The organism is Manganibacter manganicus (assembly GCF_002075885.1).
GTDB classification, from domain to species: domain Bacteria; phylum Pseudomonadota; class Alphaproteobacteria; order Rhizobiales; family Rhizobiaceae; genus Mesorhizobium; species Mesorhizobium manganicum.
The window spans coordinates 170,514-184,625 of record NZ_MDET01000023.1 but is presented as its reverse complement, the minus strand read 5'-3'; the positions used below and the strand labels follow the sequence as shown (position 1 = coordinate 184,625).

14 protein-coding genes and 1 pseudogene are annotated in these 14,112 nt (G+C 62.2%); 9 read left to right on the top strand and 6 right to left on the bottom strand.

Annotated features, from left to right (window positions below; all coding sequences use genetic code 11):
• The first annotated feature begins 7 nt into the window (after nt 1-7).
• From BFN67_RS15190 to BFN67_RS15180, 3 genes are all read left to right on the top strand, one after another.
• Nucleotides 8-967, top strand: coding sequence for a TAXI family TRAP transporter solute-binding subunit (locus tag BFN67_RS15190; RefSeq protein ID WP_080920391.1), 960 nt, complete (start codon nt 8-10; stop codon nt 965-967).
• A gap of 82 nt (nt 968-1,049) precedes the next feature.
• On the top strand, nt 1,050-3,167 hold the full coding sequence (locus BFN67_RS15185; protein WP_139789197.1) for a TRAP transporter permease: 2,118 nt from the start codon (nt 1,050-1,052) through the stop codon (nt 3,165-3,167).
• The gene (locus BFN67_RS15180) at nt 3,164-3,547 is read left to right on the top strand and encodes a DUF1850 domain-containing protein (RefSeq protein WP_080920507.1); all 384 of its coding nucleotides are present in this window, start codon (nt 3,164-3,166) and stop codon (nt 3,545-3,547) included. The genes BFN67_RS15185 and BFN67_RS15180 overlap by 4 nt, the downstream gene beginning before the upstream one ends.
• On the opposite strand, the gene BFN67_RS24045 is transcribed toward BFN67_RS15180, so the two are convergent.
• Complete coding sequence (locus BFN67_RS24045) at nt 3,541-3,681, bottom strand: hypothetical protein (protein WP_139789196.1); 141 nt, start codon at nt 3,679-3,681, stop codon at nt 3,541-3,543. The two genes, BFN67_RS15180 and BFN67_RS24045, sit on opposite strands and share 7 nt — an antisense overlap.
• Nucleotides 3,682-3,974: 293 nt before the next feature.
• Here BFN67_RS24045 and ku point away from each other — a divergent pair, with 293 nt between their 5' ends.
• Together ku and ligD are read left to right on the top strand one after the other, a co-directional pair.
• Entirely contained in the window at nt 3,975-4,826 is an 852-nt protein-coding gene (ku, locus tag BFN67_RS15175) for a non-homologous end joining protein Ku (protein ID WP_080920389.1), read from the top strand.
• Nucleotides 4,827-4,889: 63 nt separating this feature from the next.
• Nucleotides 4,890-7,406, top strand: coding sequence for a DNA ligase D (gene ligD, locus BFN67_RS15170; RefSeq protein ID WP_080920506.1), 2,517 nt, complete (start codon nt 4,890-4,892; stop codon nt 7,404-7,406).
• 5 nt (nt 7,407-7,411) lie between these two features.
• On the opposite strand, the pseudogene BFN67_RS15165 reads toward ligD, so the two are convergent.
• Nucleotides 7,412-8,106: pseudogene (locus tag BFN67_RS15165) on the bottom strand (ArsR/SmtB family transcription factor).
• A 128-nt stretch (nt 8,107-8,234) separates the two neighbouring features.
• Here BFN67_RS15165 and BFN67_RS15160 point away from each other — a divergent pair.
• The gene (locus BFN67_RS15160; protein ID WP_080920388.1) at nt 8,235-8,567 is read left to right on the top strand and encodes an NIPSNAP family protein; all 333 of its coding nucleotides are present in this window, start codon (nt 8,235-8,237) and stop codon (nt 8,565-8,567) included.
• Entirely contained in the window at nt 8,564-8,908 is a 345-nt protein-coding gene (locus BFN67_RS15155; protein WP_080920387.1) for an antibiotic biosynthesis monooxygenase family protein, read from the top strand. Before BFN67_RS15160 ends, BFN67_RS15155 begins: the two co-directional genes overlap by 4 nt.
• Nucleotides 8,909-8,913: 5 nt before the next feature.
• Here BFN67_RS15155 and mbfA read toward each other — a convergent pair whose 3' ends face one another.
• Nucleotides 8,914-9,897 carry an iron exporter MbfA gene (gene mbfA, locus BFN67_RS15150; protein ID WP_080920386.1) on the bottom strand — a complete coding sequence of 328 codons (984 nt, stop codon included), beginning with the start codon at nt 9,895-9,897 and terminating at the stop codon, nt 8,914-8,916.
• A gap of 136 nt (nt 9,898-10,033) precedes the next feature.
• Here mbfA and BFN67_RS15145 point away from each other — a divergent pair, with 136 nt between their 5' ends.
• Complete coding sequence (locus BFN67_RS15145; RefSeq protein WP_080920385.1) at nt 10,034-10,354, top strand: hypothetical protein; 321 nt, start codon at nt 10,034-10,036, stop codon at nt 10,352-10,354.
• A gap of 124 nt (nt 10,355-10,478) precedes the next feature.
• On the opposite strand, the gene BFN67_RS15140 is transcribed toward BFN67_RS15145, so the two are convergent.
• A complete protein-coding gene (locus BFN67_RS15140) occupies nt 10,479-10,835 on the bottom strand; it encodes a hypothetical protein (RefSeq protein WP_080920384.1) in 357 nt (118 codons plus the stop codon).
• A 203-nt stretch (nt 10,836-11,038) separates the two neighbouring features.
• Between BFN67_RS15140 and BFN67_RS15135 the strand changes: the two genes are divergently transcribed.
• Complete coding sequence (locus BFN67_RS15135; protein WP_080920505.1) at nt 11,039-12,022, top strand: threonine ammonia-lyase; 984 nt, start codon at nt 11,039-11,041, stop codon at nt 12,020-12,022.
• On the opposite strand, the gene BFN67_RS15130 is transcribed toward BFN67_RS15135, so the two are convergent.
• Nucleotides 12,019-13,155, bottom strand: a complete 1,137-nt coding sequence (locus tag BFN67_RS15130) for an ABC transporter permease (protein ID WP_080920383.1) — start codon at nt 13,153-13,155, stop codon at nt 12,019-12,021. The two genes, BFN67_RS15135 and BFN67_RS15130, sit on opposite strands and share 4 nt — an antisense overlap.
• Entirely contained in the window at nt 13,152-14,075 is a 924-nt protein-coding gene (locus BFN67_RS15125; protein ID WP_080920382.1) for an ABC transporter ATP-binding protein, read from the bottom strand. Before BFN67_RS15125 ends, BFN67_RS15130 begins: the two co-directional genes overlap by 4 nt.
• Nucleotides 14,076-14,112 lie beyond the last annotated feature (37 nt).

The window sequence follows — 14,112 nt, the reverse complement described above, 5'->3', positions numbered from 1 at the left end:
GGACCACATGTTCCATTTCAGAAACAAGTTGATTGCAACCGGCGTTGCCGCGCTTGTTGCCGGCGCCGGCACGGTGACGGCGTCCGCGCAGGAATTCATCAACGTACTGACCGGCGGTACGAGCGGGGTCTATTATCCGCTCGGCGTGGCGCTGTCGGAAATCTATTCCAAGAATATCGAAGGCGCCCGTGTTCAGGTGCAGGCAACCAAGGCCTCGGTGGAAAATCTGAACCTGCTCCAGCAGGGCAAGGGCGAGATCGCCTTTGCGCTGGGCGATTCGGTGAAGTTCGCTGCCGAAGGCAACACCGAAGCGGGGTTCCCCGGCAAGCTCGACAAATTGCGCGGCATCGCCGCCATCTATCCGAATTATATCCAGATCGTCGCCAGCAAGGATTCCGGCATCAAGACGCTCGCCGACCTCAAGGGCAAGAGCCTTTCGGTCGGTGCCCCGAAATCCGGCACCGAGCTTAATGCCCGCGCCATTCTGGCCGCGGCCGGCATGAAATACGAGGATCTCGGCAAGGTCGAATATCTGCCTTTTGCCGAATCGGTCGAACTGATGAAGAACCGCCAGATCGACGCCACGCTGCAATCGTCCGGGCTGGGCGTTGCCTCGATCCGTGATCTTTCCACATCTATACCGATCAATGTCGTTGCCGTGCCGGCGGATGTGGTGGCCAAGATCGGCGCACCCTATGTTGCCGCCACTATTCCGGCCGGGACCTATGAAGGCCAGACGGAGGATGTCTCGACCGCGGCTGTCGGCAATTTCCTCGTCTCCCACAGCGGCGTGTCCGACGAGACGGCCTATCAGATGACGAAGCTTCTGTTCGAACATCTCGACCAGCTTGTCGCCGCCCATTCCGCCGCCAAGGGCATCGACCCCGCCAAGGCTTTGGACGGCATGCCGATCCCGCTGCATCCGGGCGCGGAGCGCTATTACAAGGAAGCCGGGATTATCAAGTAGCCCGCATACCAAAAGAGCGCGGCATCATTGCGGGGCGTCCGACCGGTCGCTTCGCTGGAATGTAGCCGACGGGAGAACCGACTTGAGCCAGACGACATCAGGCGGCGCTGACGGCGCCTCCACGATTCATATGCCCGTTGTCGAGGAGCAGACGGAGGGCCTGCCGCCCGGTTTCGGCGACGGCCTCGCCGGAAAACTGGCATTCCTGATCGCCGTCGCCTTCTCCGTTTTCCAGCTTTATACCGCGGCCTATGGCAATTTGCCGAGCCAGGTCGTGCGGGCCATGCATGTCGGCTTCCTGCTTCTGCTCGGCTTCGGCCTGCTCGCCAATCTGCGCATGACATCGAAGGCAGCCAAGGCCCTGTACTGGACCTTCGGCATGCTGGGCTTTGCCACCGGCATCTACCATTGGGTGCTTTACAACGAACTGATCATGCGCTCGGGCTTCCTGACCACGCCGGACCTGATCGTCGGCACGGTGCTGATCGTGCTGGTGTTCGAGGCGACGCGGAGGCTGATGGGCCTGCCGCTGGCCATCATCGCTTTCATCTTCCTTGGCTATTGCTTCATCGGCAACCATCTGCCGCCGCCCTTCATCCATCGCGGCTATGATTTTTCGCAGATCGTCGATGTTTTCGCCTATGGCGTCGAAGGCATTTACGGCACGCCAATCTATGTTTCCGCCGCTTATATCTTCATCTTCGTCGTCTTCGCCGCCTTCCTCGAACGCGCCGGCATGATCGCGCTGTTCAACGATTTCGCGCTGGGGCTGGTCGGCTCGTGGCGCGGCGGCCCGGCGCAGGTGTGTGTGCTGTCGTCGGCGCTGATGGGCACCATTTCCGGCTCCGGCGTCGCCAATGTCGTGGCATCCGGTCAGTTCACCATTCCGCTGATGAAGCGCTTCGGCTTCCGCTCGGCCTTTGCCGGCGCGGTGGAGGCGACCTCTTCGATGGGTGGCCAGATCATGCCGCCGGTGATGGGCGCGGTCGCCTTCATCATGGCCGAGACGCTGAACATCCCCTATGCCGCCGTGGTCAAGGCGGCGATCATCCCGGCGGTGCTCTATTTCGGCGCCTGTTTCTGGCAGGTCTATCTCGAGGCCGGCAAGGCTAATTTGCGCGGCATGGACAAGGCATCGCTGCCCAACCCGTGGGAGGCCGTGCGAAAACACTGGCCGCTCGTTCTGCCGCTCGCGGCGCTGGTCTATCTGCTGTTCGCCGGTTATACGCCGATCTTCGCCGGCACGATGGGGCTGGCGCTGACCATCGTGCTCATTCTCGGCACGCCGCTGGCCGCCCTGATCGGACCGCTGGCCTTTCGCGTCGTCTTCTGGATCGCGCTCGGCATTGCCGCTGCCTCTTTCGTGGAGTACGGCGTCGATATCCTGTCTCTGGTGATCGGCGCGTTGATCGTCGCCTGCCTGCTGTTCAAGGGCGGCCGCGAAACGCTGCAAATCTGCGTCGACTCGCTGGCGGAAGGCGCCAAGAATGCGCTACCCGTCGGCATCGCCTGCGCCATTGTCGGCATCGTCATCGGCACGCTGACGCTGACCGGCATCGCCTCTACCTTCATCGGCTGGATTATTTCCATCGGCGAGAACAATTTGTTCCTGTCGCTGATCCTGACCATGCTGACCTGCCTGGTGTTGGGCATGGGCATCCCGACCATCCCGAACTACATCATCACCTCCTCGCTGGCCGGCCCGGCGCTGCTGCATCTCGGCGTGCCGCTGGTGGTCAGCCACATGTTCGTGTTCTATTTCGGCATCATGGCGGACCTCACCCCGCCTGTGGCACTGGCGGCTTTTGCCGCGGCCCCCATGGCCAAGGAAAGCGGGCTGAAGATTGGCGTTCAGGCGAGCAAACTCGCCATTGCCGGCTTTGTCGTTCCGTTCATGGCTGTCTATACGCCGGCGCTGATGTTGCAGGATCCCGGCCCAATCGCGGCCGCCTATGGCTACCCGGTCGAGGTTTTCTACATCGTCGCCAAGGCCTGCATGGGTATCGTGCTTTGGGGTGCGGCGGCGGTCGGCTTTCTGGTGGCGCGGGCTGCGTGGTGGGAACGCCTGATCGCCTTTGCCGCGGGGCTGCTTCTGGTTCTGGCGCTGCCGCTTACCGACGAGGCGGGCTGGCTGCTGGCCTTTGCGTGGATCGGCTGGCACTGGTGGCGCGCGCGGCAGGCAGCGGCAATGGCGGCATGAGCATCTGCATCCTCGCCGCTGGCAAGGTCACGGTGCTGGCCGGAACCGTCTTCACGCTGGCCTGGACCCATTCGGTGGAAAAGACCCGCTGGGAAGAGCACTGGCAAGTGACGCCGGCGGGCCTCCAGGTGGTCGAGGCGCGCATCAAGGGATCGGGCGCCGGAATGGACCCGCCCGAAGGCTCGGTGCTCAAGGATGGCTGGTGGGTCTATGCGCCGAAGGTCAAGCCGCTGGACAAGCTGGTGCTCGCCGCCTCAGGGGCGACGGGCGAAGGCTGGACGCTCTGCACGTCAGATGGTTGCACGGTGCTCGGCAGCCGGGCGCAAGACCCGGCCGTGGTGACGGCGTGTGACGGTCGTGCTCAAGGCAAGGCTCATTGAACGCCGAGCCGCGGGTGTCGGCGCTGGCAGGCGGGGCCGGGACCACGCATGTAATAGCGCTCGGGACGGTAAGTCGGGGCGATGAATTCGCGGATGGCGGCAACGTAGCCGATAAGGTGCGTCAAGAAGTTCACGGCACTCAATCCCTGTCCCGTTCGGACCCCGCCCGAAGTGAGAATGACATTAGCGTCGAGCTGTGAATCTTCGGTGAACGCGATGTTAATCTTTGGGTCGAAATGCCCCGCTTCGTGGCGGGAATGCGGCTGATTCGCGGTCTTTCAGCGCCTTTTGCCGTCATTCTGAAAGCTGTTGCATTTCAGCAACTTGCGGCGCCTGCGGACGGGGAGGTTCTTTCCGCTTTCGCGGCATGGAACCTCGGCTTGCCCAACCCGTTCCTACCACGAACCCGAATCGTCTGGAGTTTGCCATGGCGCCGCGTCCTGCCTGGAAAGGATATCTGAAGCTGTCGCTGGTCACCTGCGCTGTGGAACTCACCAATGTCGTCAGCCATGCCGAAAAGGTTTCCTTCCGAATTCTCAACCGCGAGACGGGAAATCCGGTGAAGCGCATCTATATCGATGCCGAAACGGGCAAACCGCTCGACGATGGCGACGAGATCAAGGGTTATGAGGTCGATAAGGGCGAGTTCGTCCATATTGAAGAGGACGAGATCGATGCCGTTGCCATTGAATCCTCCAACATGATGAGCCTCGATGGCTTTGTCGACAAAGCTTCGATCCAGCAGATTTATCTCGACACGCCCTACTATCTGGCTCCCGCCGACAAGGTTTCGGAAGATGCCTTTGCCGTTATTCGCGAAGCGATGGCGGCAAAGAAGAAGGCGGGGCTGGCCCGTATCGTGCTCTACCGCCGCGAGCGGCCGGTGGTTATCGAACCGCTCGGCAAGGGCATGGTGCTCACCACGCTTCGCTACAACAACATCGTGCGTCAGCCAGACACCGTGTTCGACGACATAAAGGCGGTGAAAACCGATAGGGAGATGATCGATCTTGCCGAGCACATCATCGAGAAAAAGGCGACCAGGTTTGATCCATCCGAATTCGAGGACAAATATGACGAGGCACTGCTTGAGCTGATCCGCGCCAAGAAGGCCGGCAAGAAGGCGCCGAAAGCCAGGACGGCCGAAAAACCATCGAATGTCGTCAATCTGTTCGATGCACTGAAGAAGAGCCTGGCCGCCGACAATGACGCGGTAAAGGAAACGAAAGCGTCCAGGAAGAAGGCGCCGGCGGCGAAGACGAAACGGAAGTCCGCCTGATGCGGACGGCTTTGTTTCGGCTCACGGGTGCCAGCGAACGACCAGGCGCGACGGCGGGCTGTGATGGCTGACACCCTCGAAAAATACCGTGCCAAGCGCGATTTCTCCAAAACTGCTGAGCCCGCCGGCAAGGCCGTGCGAACGCGGGCAAAGAAGCAGGGCGGCGGCATATTCGTCATCCACAAGCATGCGGCGACGAGATTGCACTACGATTTGCGCCTTGAGCGTGCCGGCGTGCTGTGGAGTTGGGCGGTCACCCGCGGCCCCAGTCTCGATCCGCACGAGAAGCGGCTCGCCGTTCACGTCGAGGATCACCCGATCGATTATGCGCCGTTCGAGGGCACGATCCCCAAAGGCGAATATGGCGGCGGTGCGGTGATCGTTTGGGATGAAGGCACCTGGCAGCCGGAACATGATCCGGCCGCCGGCATGAAGAAGGGGCATATCGATTTCGAACTGCATGGCCACAAGCTCAAAGGCAAATGGCATCTGGTGCGGTTGAAGCCGCGCAGCGGCGAAAAAAAAGACAATTGGCTGTTGATCAAGTCCGACGATGCGGCGGCGCGGCCAGGCGAGGATATTCTGAAAGAAGCGCCGGCATCGGTGAAATCTGGCCTGACCGTTGAGGAGGTCGGCGCCGGCAAGGCGGCGAAAGGCGAGAAACCGCAGGTCTGGCATTCGAACAAGCCGGCGGCGGGCAAGGCAAAACACGCCAAGGCGGCAAAGCTCGACTTCATTGAGCCGGCATTGGCGACGCTGGGGCGTAGCGCCCCGTCCGGCAATGAGTGGCTGCATGAGGTGAAGTTCGACGGCTATCGCATGCAGGGGCAGATCGCCGGCATCGAAATCCGTCTGCTCACCCGCACCGGCCTCGACTGGACGAAGCGTTTCGGCCCGCACATCCTGGCTGCGCTGGCGTCGCTGAAATGCGCCGATGCAATCTTCGACGGCGAAATCGTGGTGCTCGCCGATAACGGCGTCTCGTCCTTTTCGGCTTTGCAGGCCGACCTGTCGGCCAGCCGCACCACCCGCATGATCTACTACGTCTTTGACCTGCTGCGGCTGGACGGCGAGGATTTGCGCAAGGAACCGCTGGTCGAGCGCAAGGAGCGGCTTCGCGAATTGCTCGAAAACCTGCCCGACGATGCCATGGTGCGGCTTTCCGATCATTTTTCCGAGCCTGGAAAGCTGATGTTGAAGCATGCCTGCCGCATGGGGCTGGAGGGCGTGGTCTCCAAGCGTGCCGACGCGCCATACAGGTCGGGCCGGACCAGCGTGTGGATAAAGTCGAAATGCACCCAACGGCAGGAATTCGTCGTTGGCGGCTACCTGCCCTCGGACAAGACCGGGCGCGGCCTGCGTTCGCTGCTGGTCGGCTATCACGAGGGCGGCAAGCTGAACTATGCCGGACGTGTCGGCACCGGCTTTTCCACCAAGACCGGCGACGACCTCAAGAAAAAACTCGATGCCCTGAAGGCAAAAAAATCGCCCTTTGGTGCCAAGGTGCCCGGTGGCAAGGGCTTGGTCTGGGTTGAACCGGAACTGGTGGCTGAGGTGGAGTTCCGTTCCTGGACAGCCGACCGTATCATTCGCCATGCCTCCTTCCAGGGGTTGCGCGAGGACAAGCCGGCGGACGAAGTGGTGCGGGAGAAGCCGCCGGCCGCCAATGCCGGCAAGCGCAAGACGGAAAGAACCGGCTCGACCGGGAAGGGGAAATCCGAAGTGAAGACCTCGATAAATCTCACCAACGCCGATAAACTGCTATGGCCGGACGAGAAGGTGGCGAAGCAGGATCTGCTGGAGCATTACGACCTTGTCTGGCCGCGCATGGAACAATTCGTCGTCGGCCGGCCGCTGGCTCTCGTGCGCGCACCGGACGGCGTCGGCGGGCAGCGCTTCTTCCAGAAGCATGCTTCGGCCGGCATGAGCGAAAAAATCTTCAGGTCGAAGGACCCGGAGGACGGCGAGGAAATCCTCTACCTAAAGGATTTCGACGGCATCGCGGCACTGGTGCAGATGGGCGTGGTGGAAATCCACGTCTGGGGCTGCAAGGTCGAGGAGATCAACACGCCCGACCAGATCGTCTTCGATCTCGATCCCGACGAGGGCGTTGCGGTCGATATGGTGCGGCAGGCCGCCATGGATATACGCGACAGACTGGAGGAGCTGGCTCTGCCGGTTTTCGTCAAGACGTCCGGCGGCAAGGGCTATCATGTTGTGGTTCCCCTGGAACCCAAGGCCGGTTGGGATGAGGTCAAGGGTTTTGCACATGACTTTGCCCGCGCCATGGAACAGGCCGAGCCGGAGCGCTTTACGGCGACCCTATCGAAAAAGGCGCGCAAGGGCAGGATTTTCATCGATTATCTGCGCAACGGCCGTGGCTCGACAACAGTGGCGCCCTATTCTTCCCGCGCCAAAAAAGGGGCGACGATCTCAATGCCGGTGACGTGGGCGGAGATCGAGGACGGCGTTGCGCCTAACGCCTTTCCGCTGGGCGACAAGACCACGCTGAAACGGCTTGCCGGAGACGATCCATGGAAGGATTTTTTCGACAAGGCGAAGGCCTTGAAACGAACGTAGAACTTTTACCCGGAAACCGCGTCGAGTTCGAACATGCGCGCGAATTCCATCCGCCCCTTTGGCGAGAAGGTGACGACGCGGCTGTCTTTTTCGCGGCGCGCCCATTTCTCGGCGAGAATCTTGTCGAGAATGGCCGCGCCCAGCCGCCCGGCCAGATGCGAGCGGCGCACGCTCCAGTCGAGACAGGTGCGGCAGACCGGACGCCGGATCTGGCGCTTTCATCGACATCGATGCCGATGGCCGAAAAATGCGCCGCGCCGCCTGTGCCGAGCTTGAGGCTCTGGCCCTCCCGTATCAGGATTTCTCGTGAGAGCAGACTGTCCAGCATTTTCACCGCCTGCTCGCCGGCAAGATGATCGTAGCACACGCGCGCTTCGCGCATTTTTGGTTCGCGCGGGCCGGGCCGCACCCGTTTCGGTCCGACGCTGGCGGCAACACCCATGATCGCTTCCAGCATGCCGGCGACCTGCGGGCCTGAAATCCCGTAATAGCGGTGGCGGCCCTCACTCGCTACGGTCAGCAAGCCGCCATCCATCAGCTTGGCGAGATGCGAGCTCGCCGTCGGCAGGCGGACACCGGCCTCCAGCGCCAGTTCGCTGGCGGTAAGAGCCGAACCGGCCATCAGCGCGGTCAGCATATTGGCGCGGGCGGGATCACCGACCAGGCTGGCGATTCGGGCAATGTCCGGTCCGTCCTTCAATCTGTCGTTCATAGTTCGCTCTCCATCGAAGCATTGATGTCATGGGACCACTATTGTCACATCGTGGCAAGCGGCAATGCTTCGCTTTCCATCGAACTGTCAGAACAAGCCCTTGCGAGGAACGAACAATGACCATCACCTGCTTCATCCGCTACGAAATCGATCCATTCAAAAAGGAGGCGTTCGAGGAATATGCCCGCAATTGGGGGCAGGCCATTCCAGGTTGCGGCGCCGATCTGGTCGGGTATTTTGCGCCGCATGAGGGCTCTGCGACGACGGCCTACGGCATCTACAATATCGAAAGCCTGGCGGCCTACGAGGCCTATCGAGCGCGGCTGAGCGCGCATCCGTTGGGCAAGGCGAACTACGATTTCGCGCGACGTGAACGCTTCATCTTCAAGGAAGACCGCATTTTCCTGAAACTGGTCTCCGGCCCGCATGCGCCGCAGGTGTTGCCATGATCGCGGTCATCTTCGAGGTCGAGCCTGCCGCTGGAAAACGAGACGCCTATCTCGGCATTGCCGCCGATCTCAGGCCGCTGCTTGATGACATTGACGGTTTTATCTCGATCGAGCGTTTCCAGAGCCTTGCCGATCCCAGCCGCATCCTGTCGCTCTCCTTCTGGCGCGACGAGGAGGCGGTGAAAGTCTGGCGCAACACGGAGGAGCATCGGCAGGCGCAAAAGGCTGGCCGTGGCGGCGTATTTGCCGGTTACAGGCTACGTATTGCCCATGTCGTGCGCGACTACGGCCTCACCGAACGCGCTGAGGCTCCCACCGACAGCCGCGCCGTCAACGGCTGATGCCCTTACGCATTGCCGATCAGGATACCCGCCGCGAACACCAGCGCGCCGCCCAGCACCACCTGGAAGGCGGCGCGCAGGAACGGCGTTTCCATGTAGCGGTTCTGCACGAAGGCGATGGCCCACAATTCGAAGAACACCACGATTGCCGCCACGCCCGTCGCCATCCAGAAATGCGGGATGAGATAGGGCAGCGCGTGGCCCAATCCGCCAAGTGCCGTCATGATGCCGGTGGCCAGTCCGCGCTTGATCGGCGAACCGCGCCCTGAAAGCCTGCCGTCGTCGGAGGCGACCTCGGTGAAGCCCATCGAGATGCCGGCGCCGATCGAGGCGGCGAGGCCGACAAGAAAAGTCTGCCAGGTGTCGTGCGTGGCAAAGGCGGCGGCAAAGATAGGCGCCAGCGTCGAGACCGAGCCGTCCATCAGGCCGGCCAGCCCCGGCTGCACATAGGTCAGGATGAACTGCCGCCTCTCGGCCTCGGTTTCCTCGGCCTTCACCTTGCCGGGCACATGCTTGCGCTCGAGGTCTTCGGCCAGTGTCTCATGGCCCTGTTCCGCGGCGGCAAGATCGCCGAGCAGTTTGCGGGTCGCGGCATCGCCTGCCCGCTTCTGCGCTTCGGCGTAGAAAAGCTGCGCCTGCCGTTCCATGGCGGTGGCCTGGGCACGTACATGTTCGATGCCGAGCGGCCGCACCAGCCAGTCCGGCTTGCGCTGGTAATAGCCACGCACATGCTCGCGCCGGATCAGCGGGATGCGTTCGCCGAAACGTGTGCGGTGCAGTTCGATCAGCGATGCCCGGTGACCATCCTCCTCGAGCGCCATCTCCTCGAATACCTTGGCCGATTGCGGGAACTCGTCTCGCAACCCGTCTGCATAGGCGCGGTAGATGCGCGCGTCGTCCTCTTCCGACGAAATGGCAAGCGCCAGGACTTCCTGCTCCGATAGTGAATCGAAGCTGCGGCGGCCAAAGCCGAAAACACGGGAAAGCATGCAAATTCTTACCTAGTTTAGAATAGTTCTAATCTAGGCAAATGTCGTGGTTGGGTCAACCATGCGGTTGCAAGGCACGCGGTCTTTATATCGGCAAGCCTTTGCCTATATAAACGGCTCGCGAAAGGCAGGTCCGATGACCCAACCGCACAAGAATTCCTTCGACCCCAAGCCGGTGCTCGAACTGATCGCTTCCATCGAAGCCGACCTCCAGCGTCTGAAGACAATGGTGGCCCAGAGGATCGACGAGGCCGATCCCGCCAACCCGCATAACAAGACGGCTGACGGCAAGCTGACCAAGGATGGCGTCGAACGCTGCTATCGCATGTTCGATGAAGGCAAGTCGCGCTATTCCGTTGCGCAGTCGATGAAGATTTCATTCACCGCGGCCAGCCACAGGTTTGAAACCTGGCGCAAGGCCGGCGGCGCCAAGCGCAAGCGTGCGCTGCTGGGGTAGAGCCGGGCGTTTATTTCGTCGCGGCTTAGAGCACCGTGCGTTCAATTGAATGCACAACGCTCCAACACTTTGATGGAGCATCGGAACAAGCCGAAACCCGGATTCCACTTTTCGGTCCGATGCTCTAGCCCAGCACGCGGCAACGGCTGCTCCTTCGATCGAAGCGCACGCTCACGCGTTCGCCATGCGAGCGCCCGCGCACCTCTATGCTGCGATGCCCGATATGATCGATGCGCGCCCGGCGTATGCCCATGCGGCTGGCCTTGTCGAGCGCCCGCTCGGGCGTGCATTTGTGCCGCCATGCCCTGCGATCGTCCCGATCCCGGCAATATTCACGACGCGGATCGCAATCGTCGCGAAGCCGGACTGTCGGTCCGTCATTTCCCAGATGCAGCTCGATATCCTGGGCGGTTGCGACGCCGGCAGGCATGGCCAGCATCGTGGCAAAGGCGAAAATGGTAGATGTCACGATTGCACGCATTGCAGCGATCTCCTGTTGATTCCTTCTCGCCATAACGTGGCGGCTGCCTTCCGGTTCACATCAGTTTCCATTGCTGCGCTGATATAATCGGTGAAATCGTGAAACTGTGCGGCCTGGTGCCGGTGGTTGGTTTTTTCGGTGGCATGCTGCTGTTTTTTTCGCTCATATGCGTCGCGAACTCCCTCCCGTGTCTGGATTCCGTCATGCCTGTGAACACGCCGCCCGCTATTGCCGACATTCGCCGCGCGGCCGAACGCCTGCGCGGCCTTGCAGTCGAGACGCCGTTGCTGGAATCGCAGGCGCTGAACGAACGCCTCGGCGGACGCATCCTGTTCAAGTCGGAAGTCCTCCAGCGCACCGGCTCGTTCAAATTTCGCGGTGCCTACAACAAGATCGCCGGGCTCGACCCGAAAGATCGCGCGCGCGGCGTGGTCGCGTATTCTTCCGGCAATCATGCGCAGGGCGTGGCAGCGGCAGCGGCGATGTTCGGCATCCGGGCCGTTATCGCCATGCCGGCGGATGCGCCGCGCGCCAAGGCCGACAATGTGCGGCGCATGGGTGGCGAGATCGTTGCCTATGACCGCCATCGCGAAGACCGCACCGCCGTGGTGTGCCGCTATGTCGAGGACGGTATGGTGCTGGTGCCGCCCTATGACGATGCGGCGATCATTGCCGGGCAGGGCACGGTCGGGCTGGAACTGTCAGCGCAGGCCAGAGAACTTGGCGCTGTGCTCGATGCCGTTATCGTGCCTTGCGGCGGGGGAGGGTTGACCGGCGGCGTTGCGCTGGCGGTCAAGGATGCCTCGCCACAAACCGCGATCTGGGCGGCCGAGCCGGAGCATTTCGACGATACGCGGCGCTCGCTGGAGGAAGGTAGCCCCGTCGCCAACCGCCCCGGCCACAATTCCGTCTGCGACGCCTTGCTGACACCGCAGCCGGGCGCGATCACATTCGCCATCAACCGCACGGCGCTGACCGGTGCCGTGGCGGTTTCCGAACCGGAGGTGTTCGCCGCCATGCGCGAGGCGATGAGCGCGCTGAAACTGGTCGTCGAGCCGGGCGGCGCGGTGGCGCTGGCGGCCATTCTGGCGGGCCGCATCGATGTTGCCGGCAAATGCGTCGCCGTGGTGCTTTCCGGTGGCAATGTCGATCCCGACCTCTATGCCAGGGCGCTCGCTGCGGATTAATCCAGCGTGCGGCGGAAGCGCGCCAGCGCCATGCCCGCAAACAACACCACGAAGCCGATCAGCCAGACGATCTCGCCGGCCACCGCCGGCAGCGTCGCGCCTTTCAGCATCACCGCGCGCACGACGCGCAAAAAATGCGTGAGCGGGAAGATTTCGCCCAGCGTCTGCGCCCAGCCGGGCATGCCGCGATAGGGGAACATGAAGCCCGAAAGCAGGATCGAGGGCAGAAAGAAGAAGAAGGTCAACTGCATCGCCTGCATCTGCGTGCGCGACACCGTGGAGATGGAATAGCCGAGCAGCACCAGCCCGAGCACGAAGATCAGTATGCTCGATAAAAGCAGGGTCATACCGCCGATGAAGGGCACGAAAAACAGGAGCTTTGCGGCGATCAGAACCACAACCACCTGCACGGCGCCGACGCCGGCATAGGGCAGCACCTTGCCGAACATGATCTCGACGGGGCTCGCCGGCATGGCGAGCAGGTTCTCCATCGTGCCGCGCTCGGTCTCGCGCGTCAGCGCCATGGCCGTCATCATCACCATGGTCATTTGCAGGATGACGCCGAGCAGGCCGGGCACGATGTTGTATTGGGAAATGCCTTCCGGGTTGTAGCGCCGGTGCACGACGACATCGAGCTGGCTGCGGGCGTTTTCCGCGGCCGCAGCCTGCTTGCCCTGGGCTCTGAGCAGCGCCTGGCTCGCCACCGTGCCCAGCGTCGAAATTGCGCCGCTGGCGACAGAAGGGTCGGTGGCGTCGGCATCGATCAGGATTTGCGGCTGGTCGCCGCGCGCCACGCGCGTGCCGAAATCGGCGGGGATCGTCACCACGAAGGAAACCGTGCCGCGCTCCAGCAGTCGCTCCGCCTCGGCTTCGCTTTCGGCGATATGGTCGAAGCGGTAATAGCCGGTGTTTTCCAGCGCCGTCACCATGGCGCGGCTGTACTGGTCGTTGCTCATGGCCAGCAGCGCCGCCGGCAACCGCTTGGGGTCGTTGTTGATGGCGAAGCCGAACAGGATGAGCAGCATCAGCGGCACGCCGAGCATCATGGCGAAGGTGACGCGGTCGCGCCGCATCTGGATGAATTCCTTCGCCAGCAGCGCGTTCAGCCGGGCGGGAGAGAAGAAGGTGTTCATGACGCCATATTGTCCTTCGACCCGGCCATGAACTGGATGAACACATCCTCCAGGCTGGTTTCGCCCGGCGCGACCGTCACACCCTTATGGTCTTTCTCGACATCGGCGAGCGCGGCTTCCAGCGCTGTCTTGTCCGAGCCGACGACATGCAGCGTCGCGCCAAACGGGGCCACCTGCTCGACGCCGGGGCGCTTTTCGAGGTCTCGGGCCACCGCATCGAGCTTTGGTCCCTGCACGACGAAAGTGGTGAGCCCGGCATTGTGGACGACTTCGGCGACCGTGCCCGTGGCCAGCATCTTGCCATAGGAAATGTAGGAGATGCGGTGGCAACGCTCGGCTTCATCCATGTAGTGGGTGGAAACCAGCACCGTCAGTCCGCCATGGGCGAGGCGGTGGATCTCGTCCCAGAACTCTCTCCGCGCCTTGGGATCGACACCGGCCGTCGGCTCGTCGAGCAGCAGCAGTTTCGGCTTGTGCATGATACAGGCGGCAAGCGCCAGCCGCTGTTTCCAGCCGCCTGACAGCGTGCCGGCAAGCTGGTTACGGCGCGAGGTCATGCCGAGGTCTTCCAGCGTGTCGGCGACATGCTGTTCCATTGGCCGCAACTGGTAGAGCCGTGCGACGAATTCGAGGTTCTCGCCGATCGTCAGGTCTTCGTAGAAGGAAAAGCGCTGCGTCATGTAGCCGACCTCGCGCTTGATCTTCAGGCTCTCGGTGCGGATGTCGTAGCCGAGCACCGTGCCTTCACCCTCGTCGGGGGTCAAAAGCCCGCACATCATGCGGATGGTGGTCGTCTTGCCGGAGCCGTTGGGGCCGAGGAAGCCGACGATCTCGCCCTGCGCCACCGTCATCGCAACGTCATCGACGACGGTCTTGTCGCCGAAGCGTTTGGTAAGCCCATTGACCTCGATGACGTTCATGGCTGGACGAGGCAGTCGGCAGTCGGCAGTCGGCAAT